Below are 18895 nucleotides of genomic sequence, written 5' to 3'. Positions count from 1 at the left end.
TAGTAAAGAATTCCTTCAACACGAAAGGCGGTCTGTATGGAATGGTTGCATGAGTTATTCAAGAAGTCGCCTGAAATTGCCTTGTTTCTCTCCCTGGCAGTGGGCTACTACATCGGCAAGATCAAGTTCGGCTCGTTTCAGCTGGGCGGGGTCGCCGGTTCACTCCTGGTGGCGGTACTCGTCAGCCAGGTAGGCGTCGCCATCGATCCCGGCGTCAAGTCAGTGCTGTTCGCCCTGTTCATTTACGCGGTTGGCTATGAAAGCGGACCGCAGTTTTTCAATTCCCTGGGCCGCCAGTCGGTGCGCGAAATCATCCTGGCCGTGGTGCTGGCCGTGACGGCGTTGCTGACGGTGGTTATCATGGCCAAGGTCTTCGGCCTGGACAAGGGCCTGGCGGCGGGTGTGGCGGCGGGCGGCTTGACGCAGTCGGCCATCATCGGCACGGCCGGCGACGCGATCACCAAGCTGGGCCTGGCGGCCGACGAGGTGGCGCGCCTGCAGGGCAACGTGGCCGTCGGCTATGCTGTGACGTATGTGTTCGGCTCGTTTGGCGCCATCATCGTCTGCGTCAACATCTTGCCGAAACTGATGAAACGCACCATCCGCGAAGATGCGATCAAGGCGGAAACGGCGCTGCAGGCGGGCGTGCAGGTGCTGGGGCCGGGCCAGACGCCGGCCGCGCCGGACCTGATCGGCCGCATCTACGACGTCGGCCCGGGGGCCGGGCGCTCAGTGGCGGAAATCGAAAGTGCCCATCCGAACACGGCCATCACCATCGAGCGCGTCAAGCGCAATGGTCAGATCATCGACGTCAGTCCGGACCTGGTGCTGGCGGCCGACGATGTCGTCCTGCTGGTGGGCAGGCGCGAAGCCATGCTCAGCGTCTCTTCCCAGCTGGGCAAGGAATTGCTTGCCGTCGAAGGCATGGAACTGGTGATGCAGCGCCGCGACATGGTGCTGACCAACAAGGCTTACCATAACAAGACGGTGGGTGAAATCCGCAGCGGCACGGCGCCGGGCGTGCGCCACGGCATCTTTGTCGTGCAGCTGAGCCGTATGGGCAAGATATTGCCCATGCAATCAGAAACCGTGGTGCAGACGGGCGACGTGGTGACCATTTATGGCGCCGAGCAAGATGTCAAGCGCGTGGCGGCCGAAGTGGGTTACATGATCGTACCGAGCGCCAAGACGGACTTCGTCTACATGGGCGCCGGCCTCGTCGTCGGCTTGCTGGTGGGCTTGCTGGTGGCGCGCATCGGCTCGATTCCTCTGACCCTGGGCAGCGGCGGCGGCGTGCTGCTGTCGGGCCTGGTATTCGGTTGGTTCCGCGCCAAGCGCCAAACCTTCGGCTACATGCCCAGCGGCGCCGTGCAAATCCTGAAAGACCTGGGCCTGGCCGGTTTCGTCGCCGTCGTCGGCCTCACGTCCGGCCTGCAAGCCGTGCAAACCGTGCGCGAACATGGCCTGACCCTGTTTGGCGTGGGCGTGGTGGTCACCATCTTGCCGATGATCTTGACCATGCTGATCGGCCGCTACATTTTGCGTTATGACAACGTGGCCGTTTTCGCCGGTGCCTTGTCCGGCTCGCGCAGCGCCAATCCCGCCTTCGGCGAAGTGCTGAATGCGGCGCAAAACTCGATTCCCACCGTGCCGTTTGCCATCACGTATGCCTTGGCCAACGTTTTCCTGACCTTGCTGGGGCCGCTGATTGTGGCCTTCGTCTGAGTCTGCATGCATTTGCAAGAGCTCTTTGCAAGACCCTTTGCAAGACCCTGAACATTGTGATTCTATAAGGAGTAGCAAAAATGGATTTCAGTAACCCCGCCAAACTCGCCCTGTTGAGCCCATTCGAATTGAAGGATGCGCTGATCCAGACGGCCAAGCAAAGCAACCGCCTGATGCTCAATGCGGGCCGCGGCAACCCGAATTTCCTGGCGACCACGCCACGCCATGGCTTCTTCCAGTTCGGCCAGTTCGCCATGACGGAAGCGGAGCGTTCGTATGTGTACATGGAAGACGTGGGCGGTTTCCCCACGCGCGACGGCATCGAGGCGCGCTTTGAAATTTTCGTGCGCAAACACGAGGGCAACCCAGGCGTGCATTTCATCGAGGCGGCCGTGTCGTATGTGCGCGACCAGCTGGGCCTGAGCGCGGGCGACTTCATCTATGAGATGTGTGAAGCCATCCTCGGCTGCAACTATCCCGTGCCGGACCGCATGCTGCGCCTGTCCGAGAAAATCGTCGGCCAGTATATTCACCGCGAAATGATCGGCGACCATCCCTTCGTCGGCAACTTCGACATGTACGCCGTCGAAGGAGGCACGGCGGCCATGACGTATCTGTTCGCCAGCCTGAAGTCGAACCACATCATCCAGGAAGGCGACACGATTGCCCTGGGCATGCCGATCTTCACGCCGTACATCGAAATTCCCCAGCTCAATGATTACAAGCTGAACACCGTGCATATCGATGCGCCGCAATCGAACAATTGGCAATTCACCAAGAAAGAGCTGGACAAGCTGCTCGATCCGAAAGTGAAAGCTTTCTTCCTTGTCAACCCCAGCAATCCGCCATCCGTCAAGATCGACGATGAAACCCTGGAATACATCGCCAAGATCATCAAGAAGCGCCCCGACCTGATCATCCTCACCGATGACGTGTATGGCACGTTTGCCGACAATTTCGTCTCGCTGTTCGCCATTTGCCCGTTCAACACCATCCTCGTGTACTCGTTTTCGAAATACTTCGGCGCGACGGGCTGGCGCATGGGCGTGGTCGCCACGCATGAAAACAATGTGCTTGACGACAAGATTGCCAAGTTGCCGGAAACCATCAAGAAGCAGCTGGACGCGCGCTACCATTCCATCACGACCGAGCCGCGCCAGCTGAAATTCATTGACCGCCTGGTGGCTGACAGCCGCACGGTGGCGCTGAACCACACGGCCGGCCTGTCCACGCCCGTGCAGGCGCAGATGACCTTGTTCTCCCTGTTCTCGCTGATGGATGAAGAGCAAAAGTACAAGCAGTCGATGAAACGCATCGTGCTGCGCCGCAAGGAAGCGCTGTACCGCGAACTGGGCTTGCCGATGGTGCACGACGCCAATTCCGTGCGCTACTACCACTTGCTGGACATGGAGTCCTTGGCCGCGCAGATGCATGGCGTGGAGTTTTCGCAATGGCTGCTGAAAAAGCTGAAACCGAACGAAGCGCTGTTCCGCCTGGCAGAGGAAACGGGCGTCATCCTGTTGCCTGGCCGCGGTTTCGGCACCACGCATCCTTCCGGCCGCGTCTCGCTGGCCAACCTGAACGAATACGATTACGCCAACATCGGTCGCGCCATCCGCAGCATGGCGTCCGAGTTCTTCGCCGTGTTTGAAAAGGAAAAGGAGAAGGGCGGCAAGAAGGCGAAGAAGTAAATCGCTAGCCGCTTACTCTGCGTAAAACGGGCGCTGCGCAAGTGGCGCCCGTTTTTATGTGTCAGGCCCAGTAACCAATAGTGCAGGCTGGAATAGACATCCGTGGATATAATTGCTATTGTGAAAGTATAAACATGGCAACCCCGTGCTTTCCCCTCATTCATTGACTGGACGCTACATGGGCAGATTGCAAGAACACTTATCATTATTGCTGGCGAGCGCGCTGGGCGCCGCCATGCCCGCCCAGGCGCAGATGCCGGCTGGCGCACCGCTGGGCTTTAGCGAAGCGCTGCAGCAAGCGGCAGCAGCCTCGGGCGCCGTGCAGGGCGCCGCGCTCGACGTGCGCGCAAAAACACTGAAGGCGGAAGCCTTGTCGAATATCGATGGCCCTTCGGTGGACTTGACGGCGTTTCGCGGCCGCTTGTCGACGGATTTGAGTATCGATACCAGCGGCTTGTCCGGCGTGGTGGGCGGCATCGGATCGGTGCTGCCGCCGATTCCCGGCTTGCCCACGCCACATATTCCCAATTCCCTGAACCGCGAAGTGGTGACGGATTTGACCTCGTTCGGCTTGCTGGGCATGTGGCCCATCTACACGGGCGGGCGCCTGGACGCCGTCAAGGGCCTCGCTTCCAGCCTGACCCTGGCCGCGCAAGCCGAGCGCACGGAGGCGGAAGAGCAGCTAGCCACCTTGGTGGCGCAGCGCTATTTTCAATTGCTGCTGGCCAAGCGCGTGGTGGCCGTGCGGGCCGACGTGACGGCCGGCGTGACGCAGCACCAGCGTGACGCGGCGAAGCTGGAAAAGGGCGGCCTGATTTCGCGTGCGGAACGCCTGCGTGCCGACGTGGCCCTGGACGGCGCCCGCAGCGAGGAAGCGCAGGCGCGCAGCGATGAGGAAATTGCGCAAGTGGCGCTTGACCGTTTGCTTGCCGTTAACACGCAAGTACGCCCCAGCACGCCGCTGTTCGTCAACAGTTTGCCGGTCGGCACCTTGCAATCGTTCATCAGCACGGGCATGCGCGAAAATGCAAACTGGAAAAAGATCGATAGCAAGCGCGTGCAAGCAGAGCAAGCCTTGAAGCTGCACGGCAAGGAATACGCGCCCACCGTCTTTGCCATCGGTAACTACAATTTGAATCGCGGCCAGCTCGTGCGCTCGAACTGGGCCATCGGCCTTGTCGTGTCCGTGCCGCTCGTGCACCGCATCAATACAGGCAAGATGATCGCCGCCGCCAAACTCGACCAGGAGCGGGTGGAAGTAGTGGCGCGCCAGGCCGAGCGCGACATTCCCACCCTGATCGAGAAGAACTGGCGTGCGCTGGAAAACGCCCGCATTCAGTATCTGTCCACGGCGTCTTCGGTGGAGCTGGCACGCGAAAATATCCGTTTGCAAACAGTGGCCTTCCAACAAGGGCAAGTGACGTCGCTGGAAGTGGTCGACGCGCGCCTGAACCTGGCGAAAATCGAGACCCAGCGCGCGCAGACAGCCTATAACTATGTGATGGGGCTGGCGCATTTGCTGGAAGCAACGGGCGAGACGCAGCGCCTGGGCAGCCTGGCCGCAGCGGCCGACATCCAATTACCTGTGGACAAATAATAATGAGTACTTTCAAAAAACCATTGGCCATAGTCGCCGCAGTCATCGTGCTGGCCTTCGTGGGCTGGGGCCTGTACCAGGCGTTCCAGCCGCAGCGCCTGCCTTTGCAGGGACAGATGGACGCGCAGGAAGTCAATGTCTCGTCGAAAGTGCCGGGCAGGGTGGGCGAGCTGTACGTCAAGCTGGGCCAGACGGTGCCGAAAGGCCAGGTATTGTTCCAGCTGACGAGTCCGGAAGTGGATGCGAAGATCGCGCAAGCGACGGCCGCCACGCAAGCGGCTGATGCCGTGGCGCAAAAGGCGCAAGCGGGTGCGCGTCCGGAAGAAGTCGCCGCCGCGAAAGCCAACTGGGAGCGGGCGCAAACGGGGGCGACCATCGCCAAAACCACCTATACCCGCGTCAACAATATGTTCGAGCAAGGCGTGATCGCCCAGCAGAAACGTGACGAGGCGCAAGCGCAATGGCGCGCCGCCGACCAGCTGGCGCAAGCTGCACGCGCGCAGTATGACATGGCGCAAAAAGGCGCCCGTCCGGAAGACAAGACGGCCGCCGCCGCTCAGGCGCGCCAGGTGGGCGCCGTGCTGACGGAAGCGCAGATCGCCCTGGCCGAAACGAAGATCGCCGCGCCGGTGGCCGGGCAGGTCAGCAAGATCCAGATACAGCCCGGTGAACTGGCGCCGCAAGGTTTCCCCGTAATCACTTTGGTGAACCTCGATGACGCCTGGGCCGTGCTGCAAGTGCGCGAAGATGACATGGCAGCGTTTGCCATGGGCAGCACGCATACGGCCAATGTGCCGGCACTCAAGCAGCAACTGAGTTTCAAGGTCAGCTCCGTGGCCGTGCTGCCGGACTTCGCCACGTGGCGCGCTGCCCGCCCGGGCGGTACAGACTTGCGCACGTTTGAAATCCGTTTGCGCCCCGCCATCAAGGTCGAGGGCTTGCGTCCGGGTATGTCGGTCGTGTTTCCACCGCTCTGATAGCCAATGAGTGAGATTGACAAAGAACAGCCGGCGGCGCTGGCACGCGAGTGGCGGCGCTTGCGCGGCGACTTCTGGGACATGGGCATGCTCAGCTGGATTCCCCTCGTGCTGTGCGGCATGTTGTGGCTGATTTTTTCGGCCGGCATCGCGCGCGACTTGCCCATCGTCATCATCGATAACGATAACTCCACCCTGTCACGCCAGCTGACGCGCTGGCTCGACGCCTCGCCCGGCATCGAGGTGGCGGCGAAAGTGGCGTCCAGCGATGAAGCCCTGCGCCGGCTGCGCGAGCGCACGGCGTTTGGCTATCTGCTGATCCCCAACGATTTCGAACAGAAACTGCTGGGTGGCCGGCAAGCCACCGTGCAATGGCTGTACAACGCACAGTTTTCTTCGCACGCGGGCGCCTTGCTGCGCGACGTGCGCACGGTCAGCACGACCTTGTCGGCCGGCATCGAGATGACGGCGCGCGTGAAAAAGGGCATGTCGGGCGTGCAGGCGGCGGCCCAGTTCGAACCGATCCGCACCACCCTGAATAGTTTATACAATGAAAACATCAGCTATGAAGCGTTTTTGACGTTGGCCCTGATGCCGGCCATGCTGCAGATATTCATCGTCGTTGCCGTCGTCACCTCCATCGGGCGTGAATTGCGCGACGGCACCGTGCCGCAATGGCTGGCTTCGGCCCATGGCAGCTGGCTGCGCGCCGTTGGCGCCAAGCTGCTGTTTCCCCTCATTGCTTACTGTGCGCTGGCGCTGCTGTATTTGCTGTTCTTCAGCCTGGCGCGAGGCTGGGCCGTCGCGGGCAGCTTGCCGGCCTTGCTGCTGAGCATGCTGTTGCTGGTGCTCGCCTACTGTGGCCTGGCGACCTTGCTGATCGCCGCCACCCTGTCCCTGCGTTTGGCCTTGTCGGGCGCCGCCTTCATCACGGCGCCGGCCTTCGCCTTTGCGGGCCAGGCATTTCCCTTGATGGCCATGCCGGCGCCGGCCCGCGCCTGGGCGGAAGCCTTGCCGCTCACGCATTATCTGCAACTGCAAACGAAATACTGGCTGGCTGGTGCACCGTGGCGCTATGGGGTACAGGAAATGCTGATATTGGCCGGTATCGCCATCGGCTGCGGCGCCGTGGGCGTATTCTTGCTGGCGCGCCGCGCAAATGCCCCGGCCGCCTGGGGGCGCACATGATGTGGCCGGCCTTTCTCGCTACCTGGCGCGCCATGCTGACGGACAAGGGCGCACTGACCTTGCTGTTCATTGGCGGCATCATCTATTCCTTCTTCTATCCGCTGCCGTATTCGACGGAAATCGTCCAGCGCGTGCCCGTGGCGGTCGTCGACCAGGACCGCAGCGCCATGTCGCGCCAGTTGACGCGCTTCGCCATGGCCCATCCGTCGCTGGACGTGATCGTCGTCACGCCGGACTTGTCCGTTGCGCAAGATTTATTGTGGCGCGACCAAGTCATGGGCGTATTGATCCTCCCCGACGGCTTGCAGACAGACGTGCTGGCCGGCCGCGCCGCCCACGCGCAGGTGGCGGGCAATGGCTTGTATTTGATGCTGAACAAGGTGGCCCTGAACGGCCTGGCCGAAGTGGTGGGCACCGTGTCGGCCGGTATAGAACTCAAGCGTTTGGCTGCGGGCACGCCGTCCACCATCCAGGCCAACCAGCAGCGCTCGCCCATCGCCTTCGATGCCGTACCCCTGTTTAACGTCAAGGAAGGCTATGGCGCCTATGTCGTGCCGGGCGTGGCCACCCTGATTGTGCAGCAGACCTTGCTGATCGGCATGACCATGCTGTTCGGTACATGGTACCAGCGCAAGAGTTTCCCCCTGGCGGGCAAGCGCACGGTCGGCGGCTATGCGGGCATGCTGCTGGCGTTTGCCTGCGTGGCGTTCCTCAACTGCTGCTATTTCTTTGGTTTCGTCTTCTGGTTCCAGGATTACCCCCGTGGCGGCAATTTTGGCGGCATGCTCTTGCTGCTGGTACTGTTTTCTCTGGCGGAAGCAGCCTTCGGCATGCTGCTGGGCATGCTGTTCCGCACGCGCGAACGGGGCACGCAGCTGATGATCGCCACCTCGATGCCGGTGCTGTTCCTGGCAGGCTTGACCTGGCCCGTGTCGTCCATGCCCGTCGTGCTGCAATGGCTGCGCTGGCTGCTGCCATCCACGGCCGGCATCCAGGGCTTTGTCGCGCTCAACCAGATGGGCGCCTCGCTGTATGAAATCCGCCATGAAGTGGCAGGGTTGCTGTGCCTGCTGGCGGCGTGCGTGGCGTTGGGGTGGCGGCGCTGGCGCATGGTGTAGCGCTTCCATTGGCGCATGTTCCGCTTACCCATCGCGTTTGATTGCTCTCAGGGGGCTGGCAAAAGATGCCCCTGCTTTCATGCCGTTTTTTGGAATGCTGCCATCAGCATCTTGCAGAAAGTATCACGCGCCGGGTCAGGATGCTTTTCGCTTGCCCGCATCAGGCTGGCCACACCGGGGAGCGGGGCAATATGTTCCAGCGCCGCATGCCGCCGCACGGTACTGCCGAGATTACGTTCATTCATGATCCCCACCCCCAGGCCGCTGGCGATGGCGGTCAGCATGCCTGCGATCGAAGGGCATTCCAGGCTCACGCTCCAGGCCATGCCGGCCTCACCCAGCTTTTCCTCGGCCAGTCGGCGATAAAAGCACTGCGGACCATAGGTGATCAATTTGACGGGTTCTCCGGCCAAGCCCTGCTCTGCTGTGGCGTTGCACCAGTGTAATTTTTCCCGCCATAACAGCTTGTCAGAGGGGGACACCATGTCGGCAAAATCCTGGTGCAAGATGATGTCCAGATCGCCGTCGGTAAAGCGCTGGCGCAGAAGGTGGCTCTGTTCAATGATGAGTTGCACGTCCACTTTTGGGTGGTGATGCGAAAACAGCGAGAGCACCGCGCAGACTTCAGCCAGTGAAATCTGTTCCGTCACTCCTATGCGCAGCCGGCCTCTCATCGCAGATGGCGAAAAATAGGCTACGGCGTCATCGTGCGCATCAAGAATTTTTACTGCATGTTGCAGCAGCACGACGCCCTTTTCAGTGGGGCCGAACAGCTTGCCGCTGCGCGCCAGCAACTGACACTCCAGTTGCTGCTCAAGCCGCTTGATTTTCCAGCTCACCGCAGACTGGCTGAGATTGAGCAAAGACGCGGCATGACTCATATTGCCGGTTTGCACTACCGTTCTGAATACACGGAGGGCATCGACAGAAAGGCGCAGATTCATTTGATGTATGACAAAAGTTGCAATCAGGGTGAAAATAATGTCACTTGTGTCATTGTCAGTCAAGCGATAGTCTGCAGTAATTGAAAATGAGGACACATGATGACTATTCACGAGCCATTGCTGAACGGCCACACCCTGATCAGCGGCTACCGCATTGCGACGGGCATCCATGGCGCTGGCACGCCGTTGGTATTGGTGCATGGCACTCCAGCACACTGTGTCATCTGGCGGGAACTGGTGCCGGTATTTGTCGGTGCCGGGTTCCAGGTGCATTTGTATGATCTGCTGGGTTTTGGCGCCTCCGAGCGTCCCGTTCGCGGTGATACCTCCGTGGCCGCGCAGGTGACGGTGCTGGTCGCGCTGCTCGACCACTGGCAATTGCCCAAGGTCCATCTGTTCGGCCATGATATCGGCGGGGCCATCTCGCTGCGGCTGGCCTTTGAACATGCCACGCGCTTGCTCAGCCTGACCATTGCGGATATTCCCAGCTATGACTCCTGGCCGTCGCCCACCTGGAAGCACATGCGCGATGATTACGCACAGTGTGCGCTGATGCCGGCAAGCGCGCACCGCAGTGCGATGTTGCGTCAGCTCGGCATGGCCGTTTTTCACAAGGACAGGATGCAGGGCGAGACACTGCAGCGTTATCTGGAACCGCTGTGCGGCGTGGTGGGGCAACCGTCTTTTTATCAGCATCAGGTGGCTCACTATGACGCCTCTTATACCAGGGACTTTGCCGAAAAATTACCGTAGCTCGACCTGCCGGTGCAGATTTTATGGGGCATGGAAGACGAGTGGCAGGCAGTGGCCTATGCACGGCGCCTGCAGCGCGATATTCGCGGTGCCACGCTGCACCTTTACGAAGAGGCCGGGCATTTCCTGATGGAGGATGCGCCATTGCCTGTCGCTGCACAAGTGATTGATTTTGTTAATGATATTGGGAGGATGTAATCATGGTATTGATCGGAATGCTCGATTCTCCCTACGTCAGGCGTGTCGCTATTTGCCTGAGAGTGCTGGGCCTGCCATACGAACACCAGCCCCTCTCGGTTTTTTCTGATTTTGACATCTTTAGACAGATCAATCCGTCCGTGAAGGCGCCCACCCTGATTACCGATGATGGGCAAGTGTTGATGGACTCCACCTTGATACTTGCTTATCTGGATGAACTTGCGGCAGATGCACCCCGCATCATGCCGGGGCCAAGCCCGGCACGCTTGCATGCGCTGTGCCAGACAGGTTTTGCGCTGGCGGCCTGTGAGAAAACGGTGCAGATCGTGTATGAACGACGCTTGCGTCCCCAGGAAAAACAGCATCAGGCGTGGCTGGACCGTGTCCAGGTGCAACTGCAAGGGGCTTGGCGGCAGTTGGAAGTGTCTGTGCGAGAAGAAACACCGGACTGTCTGAGTGTTGCCGGTATCAGCATTGCGGTGGCCTGGAGCTTCACCCAGCAGATGGTGCCGGATGCACTGGAGGCGGGCGATTATCCGGCAGTGGCCAGCTTGACGGCACTGGCAGAGCAGCAAGCGGCGTTTATTGCCACTCGGATGGCTTGCTGACCACGACATACTTTCCATCCGAACAAGTGCCTGTTGACGCATTGTGCAATAATTTCGTTTCTGTCACGCCGCCTATATCCAGCACCATGCCCCCCTTCAACCTGTTCCAGCGTCTGTCCCAAGCCCCCACCAAGCCCAAGGCGGCGCCTGCCGCGCGGCAGTTCGACGTGGCGGACTTGTACCAGGGGCCTATCGCGCTGGGAGCAGACGGCGAGGTGCAAGCGCGGCCTTTCGATGAAAAGCTGCGCCAGGCCTATTTCTGGATTGTCAATCACGCCATCATCAGTCCCCATTACGATATCGAATACAACGATGGCCCGTCGCAGACGTATGCCGTGGGCGACAGCCGCCGCACCCTGAATTTGCCGTCGGCGCAAAGCTATTCCAGTTTCATCCTGCTACCGCTGCTGACGTTCGCCACGCGCCGCAAATGCCTGTTCGTCGGCGGGCCGGGGCGGGGCAAGACGGCCAGCGCCCTGTTAATGGGTGTGCTGGCCGGCTCCACCGTCAAGGAAGTCAAACGCGCCATGCAGCATGGCCACCCGCAGATGACGGTGGCCGATTTGCTCGGCAATCCGTTGCCGTTTGATCTGGTGAACGCGCAAAGCATGGACGATATCCGCATCGCCTGGCGCGCCTGGCTGGGCATGCGCGTGAAAATTGTCGATGAATACAACCGCATCCCCACGCGTACGCAAAGCGCGCTGCTCACCGTCATGGGCGACAATTACGCGGAAGTGCTGAACCACATTTACGAATGCCCGGAAGCGGCCTGGTACCTGACGGCCAACGACGACCAGGGTGGCGGCACCTACCAGGTGATCGAGGCGCTGCGCGACCGGGTCGACGTGACGGTGCAGGCGCTGGCCTTCAATCCGCGCTTCCTGAACGAGTTGCTGCTGCGCGTGGAAGAAAACATCCGTCCCGAAGAACTGGTGCCGCCCGAGATCATCTTCACGGAAGAAGAGGTGGACAAGATCGGCGTATCCATCCGCCAAGTAGGCATACCCGACGCCGTGCGGCGCCGCCTGGAATTCTTCGCCAGCCAGTTCGAGCTGTTCGAGACGGCCGGTGGCCAGTTCGAATACATGACCAAGGATACTGCCCGCCTGGCGGGTGCCGACCGTGGCGCCGCGCAGGCGGCCGACAATGGGCGCGACCGCCTGAAGGACCTCGGTTGCCAGACCTTGAACGGTATTTCCGTGCGTACCCTGATGGCGCTTTTGATCTATGCCAAAGCCATGGCCTACTTCCGCGGCAATGGCGAGGTGGAGCTGGAAGACTTGCGCCAGGTGCTGCCCTTCGTCCTGCATAACAAGCTGCAGCCGGACCCGGACGCGCCATTTTTCGCGCTGCCGGAAAACGCCGCCTACCGCAGCGACAGGCTGGGCTGGCTGCGCCGGTTGTTCGACCTGTCGAACGATGAATTCAACCGCCTGGACCTGGACCGCGATGATCCTGTCGGTGTGTTGTCGGCCGAATTCGACCTGGGCCTCGATGGCGTCAGCGAGCGCGAGACCCTGGCGCGCCTGAACCGCATTGAAAAGCTGATCGGCGAACGCACCAAAGGGCGTAAGCTGTACGGCCCCCTGTACGATGACCTGCTCAAGCTCAAATACCTGCATCAGCGCTATACGAATTACCGTAGCTGGCTGCGTTCGCAATGAGCGTCCTGCATTGTCAAGGCTTCCTGGAAGCGCTGGCCATGCTCAATGGCGAGGCTAGCGACCTGCGCGCGAGCTACGAGTTGCAGCGCCTGCCCGATGCGCCCGATCTCGCCACGGCGCTGGGCTTGCGCGTGGAAGGATATGCCTTGAACGTCATCGAACCCGCACGCGACTTGCCGGCAGCCTTGTGGCACGTCAATGCGGCGCCGTGCGGGCGCGCGCACCTGGAGCAAGTGTGCCAGCGCTGGTTTTTCTCGTCGCGGCACATGCAGGCGGCGCCACCCGGGCGCTTCCGCGCGCAACTGGTGGCCGCCTTCCAGGAGTCGCTCGACGCGGTGCTGGACGGTTTTTCCCTGCACGCCGTGACGATGACGCCGCCCGCTGGTTTCTGGTACGCGATTCACTGGGACGAGATCGCGTTCGAACTGGGGGATGAACGCTATCTGCTGCACTTCTCGCACAGCGATTGAGGAGCGGCGATGATTTCTCCTGCCTTTGCCTCAATACTCGCCAGCGGCCGCGCCCAATTCAATGCGCGCGCAGCGGAAGCGCGCCGGCGCTTTCCCGCGCTCGACATGGCCGCCTTTGGCACCTTTTTGCACGATGGCGTCGATCCGCTGGTGGTGGCCGTGACCGCCGCTGCGCCCGAGCGCGCGGGCAGTGTCACCCTGGCCGCCTACGACATGGCGCTGGAGCTGGTGGGCCATGGCCTGGCCGGTCCGGCCGCAAAAAATCCCTTCCTCAATACCGTCTGGCGCGAACTGGCGCCATCATTTGCGTCGCTGCTGGCCACGGCGCCCCTCGATGTGCTGGGTATGTTGAGCAACGCCGCCATCCACATAGCCTCCGTGGCGGGAGCGCGTCCCGCTCAGTGGCAAGCCGGGATGGCTGCCGTGGCGCCGCAAGTCGGCAGCGTCGCGCAGCTGCGCGCCGTGGGCCAGGTGCTGGCCTGGCGTGCCGGCCTCGCGCATTTCCGACTGGGCGCGCTGGCCGCCGCCGACACCTTGCCGCCCGCGCTGGCGCTGGCGGCTTTTGGCGAGCCGGGCGCGCAATGGCCGCAGGTGCATGCGCAGTTGCTGGCAAATCCCTGGCGCGGCAATGCCGATGGCAGGGAGTTCGGCAGCTTCAGCGGCCTCGGTGGCGATTTCGGCACGCCGCCGCAGGTACGCGCCACGGCGGACGGTTGCGGCTTTGCTGTGAGCAGCGCCGAACGCCATTATCTGCTGGTGGCCGACGCCTATGGCGCCGTGCTGCACAGCGCCACGGCGCAGGAGTTCGAGCAGGCGCCAAACGAGCTGCCGTCGTCCGTGCGCCTCGATGGGGCGGCCGTGCATATCGGCGTGCGCAGCATCGTGCTCGATGTGCCGGCGGGCGACATCGCCCTTGCCGCCAATGCGCATACGCTGGCCATCACGTCGCCCTGGACGCATGCGATTCGCTTGCTGCCGCTTGCATGAAAAAGGATGCCGACACCGCCCTGATCGACGCTTGGCAGGCCGTCTGGCCCGAGGCCCTGGCCGTGTGGAGCAAATTTACGCGACTGCGCGACCCGAGCCTGTGCGCCAGCCACGTCGAGGCCAGCAAGCAGGGCCTGTCCGGCAGCTTCGCCATGATCCGTTTGCTGGACCAGAGCGTCGTGGTGGATTTGCCGCTGGTGACGGAGCTGGGCCTGGAAGACTATGCGCTGGAAATCCTCGCGCATGAAATCGGCCACCACATCCTCGCGCCGGGCAGCGCCAGCGACCAGTTCCGCCTGCTGGCGCGCATGCGCCGCGCCTTGCCGACCCTGGAGCAGCACGCGCCCATGGTGGCCAACCTGTACACGGACCTGTTCATCAACGACCGGCTGCAGCGCCAGGCGAATTTGCGCATGGCGGACATTTATCGCAAGCTGCAGCAGGGCAGGGAGCCTTTGCCGGATGGCAAGGCCAAGGCCAGCGGGGGCGTGTGGACCCTGTACATGCGCATCTATGAAAGCCTGTGGCAGCTGGAAAAGGGCGAGCTGGGTGGCGCAGGTACTGATAGCGATGCGGAAGAACGCCTGGATACGGATGCCTGGCTGGGCGCGCGCCTGATCCGCGTCTACGCGAACGACTGGATGCTGGCGGCGGGCCGCTTCGCCACCTTGCTGCTGCCTTATCTGGTGGAAGACACGGGTGCCCTGGGTGATAGTCTTGACCCCAGCCGCTATCTGCAGGACACGCGCGATGCCGCGCGTGGTTGCCAGACGTATGGCGCGCAGCAGATCGAGGATGACGAGGAGGGCGGCGCCATCCACCCCGTGCACGACAAGCGCATCTCCGGCCTCGATGGCGAGGAGCCGCAAGCCGAGGTGCCGGCCAGGCCGGCTGGCGGCCAACTGCGCGAACCGTTCGAGCTGGGCGACATTTTAAAGGCCTCGGGCGTGGACCTGAGCGACCATGAAATCGCCATCCGCTACTACCGCGAACGGGCCTTGCCGCATCTGGTCGCATTCCCCAGCCGCCCCGCGCCCGAATCGCAGGAGCCGCAGATGGAGGGACTGGAGCCATGGGAGATCGGTGACCCGCTGGACGACATCGACTGGCTGCAGTCCGTGATGCAGTCGCCGCGCCCCGTGCCCGGCGTGACCACCGTGCGCCGCGTGTATGGCCGCGAACCGGCGCGCGCCATCGACGCCGTGCCTGTCGACCTGGATATGTACGTGGACAGTTCCGGCTCCATGCCGAACCCGCAGGCGCATACTTCGTTTCTGACCCTGGCTGGCGCCGTTATCGCCTTGTCCGCCCTGCGCGCGGGAGCGAAAGTGCAGGTGACGCTGTGGAGCGGCAAGAATGAGGTGATGCAGACGCCAGGTTTCGTGCGCGATGAAGACATGATCCTGGGCGTGCTGACGGAATTTTTTGGCGGCGGCACCTGTTTCCCCATCCACCGCCTGCGCCAGACTTATGCGGCCAAGCGAGAACGGCCAGCGCACATCCTGATGATTTCCGACGATGGCATCAGCACCATGTTCGACAATGATGAAATCGGCAACAGCGGCTGGGATATTTCCGCCAAGGCGCTGGCCCAGGGCTGCGCGGGAGGCACCATGGCCCTGAACCTGGAGCGCGACTGGGACTGCGCGGCAGCCAACAAGTGGCTGCAGCAGACCTACGACGCGTTGAAACGCGCGCGCCGTGAACAGGGCTGGGATATCCACGCCGTCGAGCGCTACGAGGATTTGCTGGACTTTGCGCGGGCGTTCAGCCGGCGCCACTATATACAATCATGATATGCACACTCCCGGTCCCCACCTTGAAATCCTGACCCATCGCCTGGCCGATACACCCGTCGAATTCCTCGCCGAGCCCCGCATCGCCGGCGTCGCCAATGCGCAGGCGGTGGCGGTTGCCGCGCTGGTTAACGACATCTTGCTGCTGCATGGCGCCCGCGCGCCGGCCGCGTCACTGCAGGATTTTATCGGCGCGCAAGTGAAAGCGGACCGTAACCGGCTGGCGCTGGCCATGATCCTGTGCTGGCTGCTGGCCGACGAGTGGTTCACCGGGCAGCAGTTGCCGCAGTACGACTTGTTGCAGTTGCTGGGCGAGGCGGCGCGCGAACTTGCCGCCGCCACGCCTGCCCACCAGTTTACGCAAGACCCGGAGCGGCGCGAGGAACTGGCGCGCATCGTGCTGGCGCGCCTGGGTTTTAGGCCCAGCGATGAAAGCGTGGCGCAGGCCACGGACAGATTGTCTGCCATCAGCGGCACGGAGCGCCGGCGCCTGCTCGAAGCGAGCCGGCTGGCCGAACAGCGCGCACGCGAGATCCGTGAGGCGCTGGCGAAGAAGGCGGCGGAGGAATCGGCCGACAAGTGGTCGCGCGAATGACGCTCGCTGGCAAACCTGACGTCAATCTTCCGGACGGCGCCTGGGAATCGGACCGCGATTACTGTCCCACCCTGACGCAAACCGGCGCGCGCATGCTGGAAAAACTGCGCAGCCATCCCGCAGCCCCCCAGTACCGCAACCGCAGTGGCAACAAGCTGCTGGCTGACGAAGTCGATGCGCTGCGTGCCTTTGAGCAGGAGGTCATGGATGCGTCGATCAGCTGGAGCGCCGCCGCGCCGCCGTCCTGGCTGCCCGATTTCCTCAAGGCGACTTACGCCACGGTGCCGTACTACCGCGCCTGCGGTTCGCCGCCTGCCCGCCTTGCCGACGTGGCGCCCATCAGCCGCGCCGAGCTGGCGCACGATATCGCCGCCTTCGTACCCGACGATGCTGACCTGGCGCGCATGATCAATTTCCAGACGACGGGCACCACAGGCCACCCGCTGCTGATCGCTTCGCACCCGCTGGTGGCGGGGCGCTACCTGGCCTTCCACAAGCGCGCGCTGCGCCGCTTCGGCGTGACCCTGCTCCATGGCGCGGGCCAGGTGGGCGTCATGCTGCTGGGGCATCAGCGCCGCTGCTTCACTTATGTCTCCGTCACGCCCACGATGTATGAATCGGGCCTGGCGAAGATCAATCTGCACGTGGACGACTGGCGCGACCCGGACGACCGCGCGCGCTATCTTGATGCCATGGCGCCCGAATTGATCGCCGGCGACCCCATTTCGTTTGCCGAGCTGCTGACCTTGCCCATGGTGCATAAGCCAGCCGCGCTGATGTCCGTCTCGATGATGCTGTTGCCCGGCATGCGCGCACGCCTGGAAGCGCGTTTCGGCCGCCCCGTGCTCGACATCTATTCGCTCAATGAAGTGGGGCCGGTCGCCGTCTACGACGAACAGGCGGGTGGCCACGTACTGCTGCAGCACCGGCTGTACGTGGAAATTCTCGACGTCGGCGGCCAGCCCGTGCCGGATGGCGCACGCGGCGAAATCACCGTGACGGGCGGCTTCAATTTCTGCCTGCCCCTGGTGCGCTACCGCACCGGTGATTACGCCTCGCTGGCGCATGGGCCGGATGGGCCTGTGCTGGTGGGCCTGGCCGGCCGCAGTCCCTTGCGCTACAGGACGATCAACGGCGTATGGATCAACAATATCGATATCACGCATGCCTTGAAGCCGCTGGCCATCGCCTTGTTCGGCGTGCACCAGCAGGGCGGCGGTAGCGTCGTGCTGCGCCTGGCGCCGGGCGCCATGCGGCAGGCGGACCAGGCGTGCGCCTTGCTGGCGCCTTTTTTCGGCGACATCACGGTCGAGACCTTGCTGGCGGAAGACAAGATCATTCAATACACCTCGGATTTTCAGGAAGCGGCAGCATGAAGCTTTATAAGCGCGGCCTGGTGGTCGGTAAATTTTGCCCGCTGCACAAGGGCCACGAACTGTTGCTCTATCGTGCGCAGGAGGCTTGCGAAGAACTGCTCGTGGTCAGCTACACCAAGCCTGAATTTCCCGGCCTGGAACCGGTGCGCCGGGAAGCTTGGCTACGCGCGCAATTTCCGCAAGCGCAAATCGTGGTGCTGGACGATGCCCGCCTGGCCGCCCTGTGCGCAGCGCGCGGCGTGCCGGCGCGGACCTTGCCGCACAACGACGACGACGGCGAACTGCATCGCCATTTCATGGGCTGGCTGTGCTGGATGGTGCTGGCGCTGCCCGTCGACGCCGTGTTCAGCAGCGAAGACTATGGCCCCGGCTTTGCGCGGGCGCTGGAACGCCATTATGCAAGCGGGCCGGTGGCGCACGTCAGCGTGGACCAGGTGAGAGCGCTGGTGCCGGTGTCCGGAACCTTGGTGCGGCAAGACCCGCAGGCGCACAGCGCCTTCTTGTCGCCCCTGGTGCGTGCCCATTTCGTCACGCGCGTGTGCGTGCTCGGTGGCGAATCGAGCGGCAAGACGACCCTGGCGGCCGCGCTGGCAGCGCATTTCGATACCGGCTGGGTGGCCGAGTATGGCCGCGAGCTGTGGGAAAGCCAGGATGGCGTATTACATTACGACGATCTGCTCAAGATCGGCCGCGAGCAGCTGCGCCGCGAAGCGCAAGCCGCCATGGCCGTGCAGCGCTGGCTGTTTTGCGATACCTCGCCCCTGACCACCTATTTCTACTGCGTCGAGATGTTCGGCAAGGCCGAGCAAGAATTGGCGCAGCTGGCCGAGCACCGCTACGACCTGGTGCTGCTGTGCGCGCCCGACTTCCCCTTCATCCAGGATGGCACGCGCCGCGACGGGGATTTCCGCGCGCGCCAGCATGCGTGGTACCAGGCCGAATTGGCGCGGCGGGGGATCGCTTTTATCCATGTATCCGGCACGGTGGCCGGGAGGGTCCGGCAGGTGGCGCAAGTGCTGGCGGCAGCGCGATGAATGTCGGATTAGCGGCGTATGCCGCGTCATCCGACAGCCTTGTTGGCGCATTTGGTGATGTCGGATGACGCTCCGCTACTCCGACCTACGCCGCGAAGGCGGAGCTTACGGCTGCCAGTATCTCGTCCGAAAACGCGGCATCATCGACGACGCGCGCCAGTGCCGCGCGCC

At 62.6% G+C, this 18895-nt stretch carries 17 protein-coding genes; 16 read left to right on the top strand and 1 reads right to left on the bottom strand.

Translation table 11 applies throughout. The annotated features are described in order from the left end of the window. Positions 1-36: 36 nt before the first annotated feature. From aspT to ACQ4W7_RS20875, 6 genes are all read left to right on the top strand, one after another. Complete coding sequence (gene aspT, locus ACQ4W7_RS20900; RefSeq protein ID WP_426074887.1) at positions 37-1725, top strand: aspartate-alanine antiporter; 1689 nt, start codon at positions 37-39, stop codon at positions 1723-1725. Between the two features lie 80 nt (positions 1726-1805). Next, on the top strand, positions 1806-3416 hold the full coding sequence (locus ACQ4W7_RS20895; protein WP_426074888.1) for a bifunctional aspartate transaminase/aspartate 4-decarboxylase: 1611 nt from the start codon (positions 1806-1808) through the stop codon (positions 3414-3416). A gap of 178 nt (positions 3417-3594) precedes the next feature. Beyond that, complete coding sequence (locus ACQ4W7_RS20890) at positions 3595-5013, top strand: TolC family protein (RefSeq protein ID WP_436532961.1); 1419 nt, start codon at positions 3595-3597, stop codon at positions 5011-5013. A gap of 2 nt (positions 5014-5015) precedes the next feature. After that, positions 5016-5990, top strand: a complete 975-nt coding sequence (locus tag ACQ4W7_RS20885; RefSeq protein ID WP_426074890.1) for an HlyD family secretion protein — start codon at positions 5016-5018, stop codon at positions 5988-5990. 6 nt (positions 5991-5996) lie between these two features. Next, positions 5997-7178 (top strand): ABC transporter permease, encoded by a 1182-nt coding sequence (locus ACQ4W7_RS20880; protein WP_426074891.1) that lies wholly within the window; start codon positions 5997-5999, stop codon positions 7176-7178. Continuing rightward, on the top strand, positions 7175-8296 hold the full coding sequence (locus tag ACQ4W7_RS20875; RefSeq protein ID WP_436532958.1) for an ABC transporter permease: 1122 nt from the start codon (positions 7175-7177) through the stop codon (positions 8294-8296). The genes ACQ4W7_RS20880 and ACQ4W7_RS20875 overlap by 4 nt, the downstream gene beginning before the upstream one ends. A 77-nt stretch (positions 8297-8373) precedes the next feature. Here the strand turns inward: ACQ4W7_RS20875 and ACQ4W7_RS20870 are convergent, their stop codons facing one another. Continuing rightward, the gene (locus ACQ4W7_RS20870) at positions 8374-9303 is read right to left on the bottom strand and encodes a LysR family transcriptional regulator (RefSeq protein ID WP_436532956.1); all 930 of its coding nucleotides are present in this window, start codon (positions 9301-9303) and stop codon (positions 8374-8376) included. Positions 9304-9336: 33 nt separating this feature from the next. On the opposite strand from ACQ4W7_RS20870, the gene ACQ4W7_RS20865 reads away from it, so the two are divergent. The 10 genes from ACQ4W7_RS20865 to ACQ4W7_RS20820 all read left to right on the top strand — a co-directional run bounded on the left by ACQ4W7_RS20865 (position 9337) and on the right by ACQ4W7_RS20820 (position 18724). After that, positions 9337-9993 (top strand): alpha/beta fold hydrolase, encoded by a 657-nt coding sequence (locus ACQ4W7_RS20865; protein ID WP_436532954.1) that lies wholly within the window; start codon positions 9337-9339, stop codon positions 9991-9993. Between the two features lie 30 nt (positions 9994-10023). Then, positions 10024-10191: an alpha/beta fold hydrolase gene (locus ACQ4W7_RS20860; protein WP_436532952.1), complete on the top strand. Its 168-nt coding sequence runs from the start codon at positions 10024-10026 to the stop codon at positions 10189-10191. Between the two features lie 2 nt (positions 10192-10193). Further along, positions 10194-10799 carry a glutathione S-transferase gene (locus tag ACQ4W7_RS20855; protein WP_436532950.1) on the top strand — a complete coding sequence of 202 codons (606 nt, stop codon included), beginning with the start codon at positions 10194-10196 and terminating at the stop codon, positions 10797-10799. An 86-nt stretch (positions 10800-10885) separates the two neighbouring features. After that, positions 10886-12466 carry an AAA family ATPase gene (locus ACQ4W7_RS20850; RefSeq protein WP_436532948.1) on the top strand — a complete coding sequence of 527 codons (1581 nt, stop codon included), beginning with the start codon at positions 10886-10888 and terminating at the stop codon, positions 12464-12466. Further along, the gene (locus ACQ4W7_RS20845) at positions 12463-12936 is read left to right on the top strand and encodes a hypothetical protein (protein ID WP_436532946.1); all 474 of its coding nucleotides are present in this window, start codon (positions 12463-12465) and stop codon (positions 12934-12936) included. Before ACQ4W7_RS20850 ends, ACQ4W7_RS20845 begins: the two co-directional genes overlap by 4 nt. 9 nt (positions 12937-12945) lie before the next feature. Next, positions 12946-13923 (top strand): hypothetical protein, encoded by a 978-nt coding sequence (locus tag ACQ4W7_RS20840; protein ID WP_436532944.1) that lies wholly within the window; start codon positions 12946-12948, stop codon positions 13921-13923. Then, positions 13920-15719 (top strand): DUF58 domain-containing protein, encoded by a 1800-nt coding sequence (locus ACQ4W7_RS20835; RefSeq protein WP_436532942.1) that lies wholly within the window; start codon positions 13920-13922, stop codon positions 15717-15719. The genes ACQ4W7_RS20840 and ACQ4W7_RS20835 overlap by 4 nt, the downstream gene beginning before the upstream one ends. Before the next feature lies 1 nt (position 15720). After that, positions 15721-16314 carry a hypothetical protein gene (locus ACQ4W7_RS20830; RefSeq protein ID WP_436532940.1) on the top strand — a complete coding sequence of 198 codons (594 nt, stop codon included), beginning with the start codon at positions 15721-15723 and terminating at the stop codon, positions 16312-16314. After that, entirely contained in the window at positions 16311-17690 is a 1380-nt protein-coding gene (locus tag ACQ4W7_RS20825; protein ID WP_436532938.1) for a phenylacetate--CoA ligase family protein, read from the top strand. Before ACQ4W7_RS20830 ends, ACQ4W7_RS20825 begins: the two co-directional genes overlap by 4 nt. After that, positions 17687-18724, top strand: coding sequence for an AAA family ATPase (locus tag ACQ4W7_RS20820; protein ID WP_436532936.1), 1038 nt, complete (start codon positions 17687-17689; stop codon positions 18722-18724). Before ACQ4W7_RS20825 ends, ACQ4W7_RS20820 begins: the two co-directional genes overlap by 4 nt. Positions 18725-18895 lie beyond the last annotated feature (171 nt).

Source organism: Janthinobacterium algoris, from assembly GCF_051380935.1.
Taxonomy (GTDB): Bacteria; Pseudomonadota; Gammaproteobacteria; order Burkholderiales; family Burkholderiaceae_D; genus Janthinobacterium.
The sequence above is the reverse complement of the archived record's forward strand: the minus strand, read 5'-3'. Positions and strand labels throughout refer to the sequence as shown.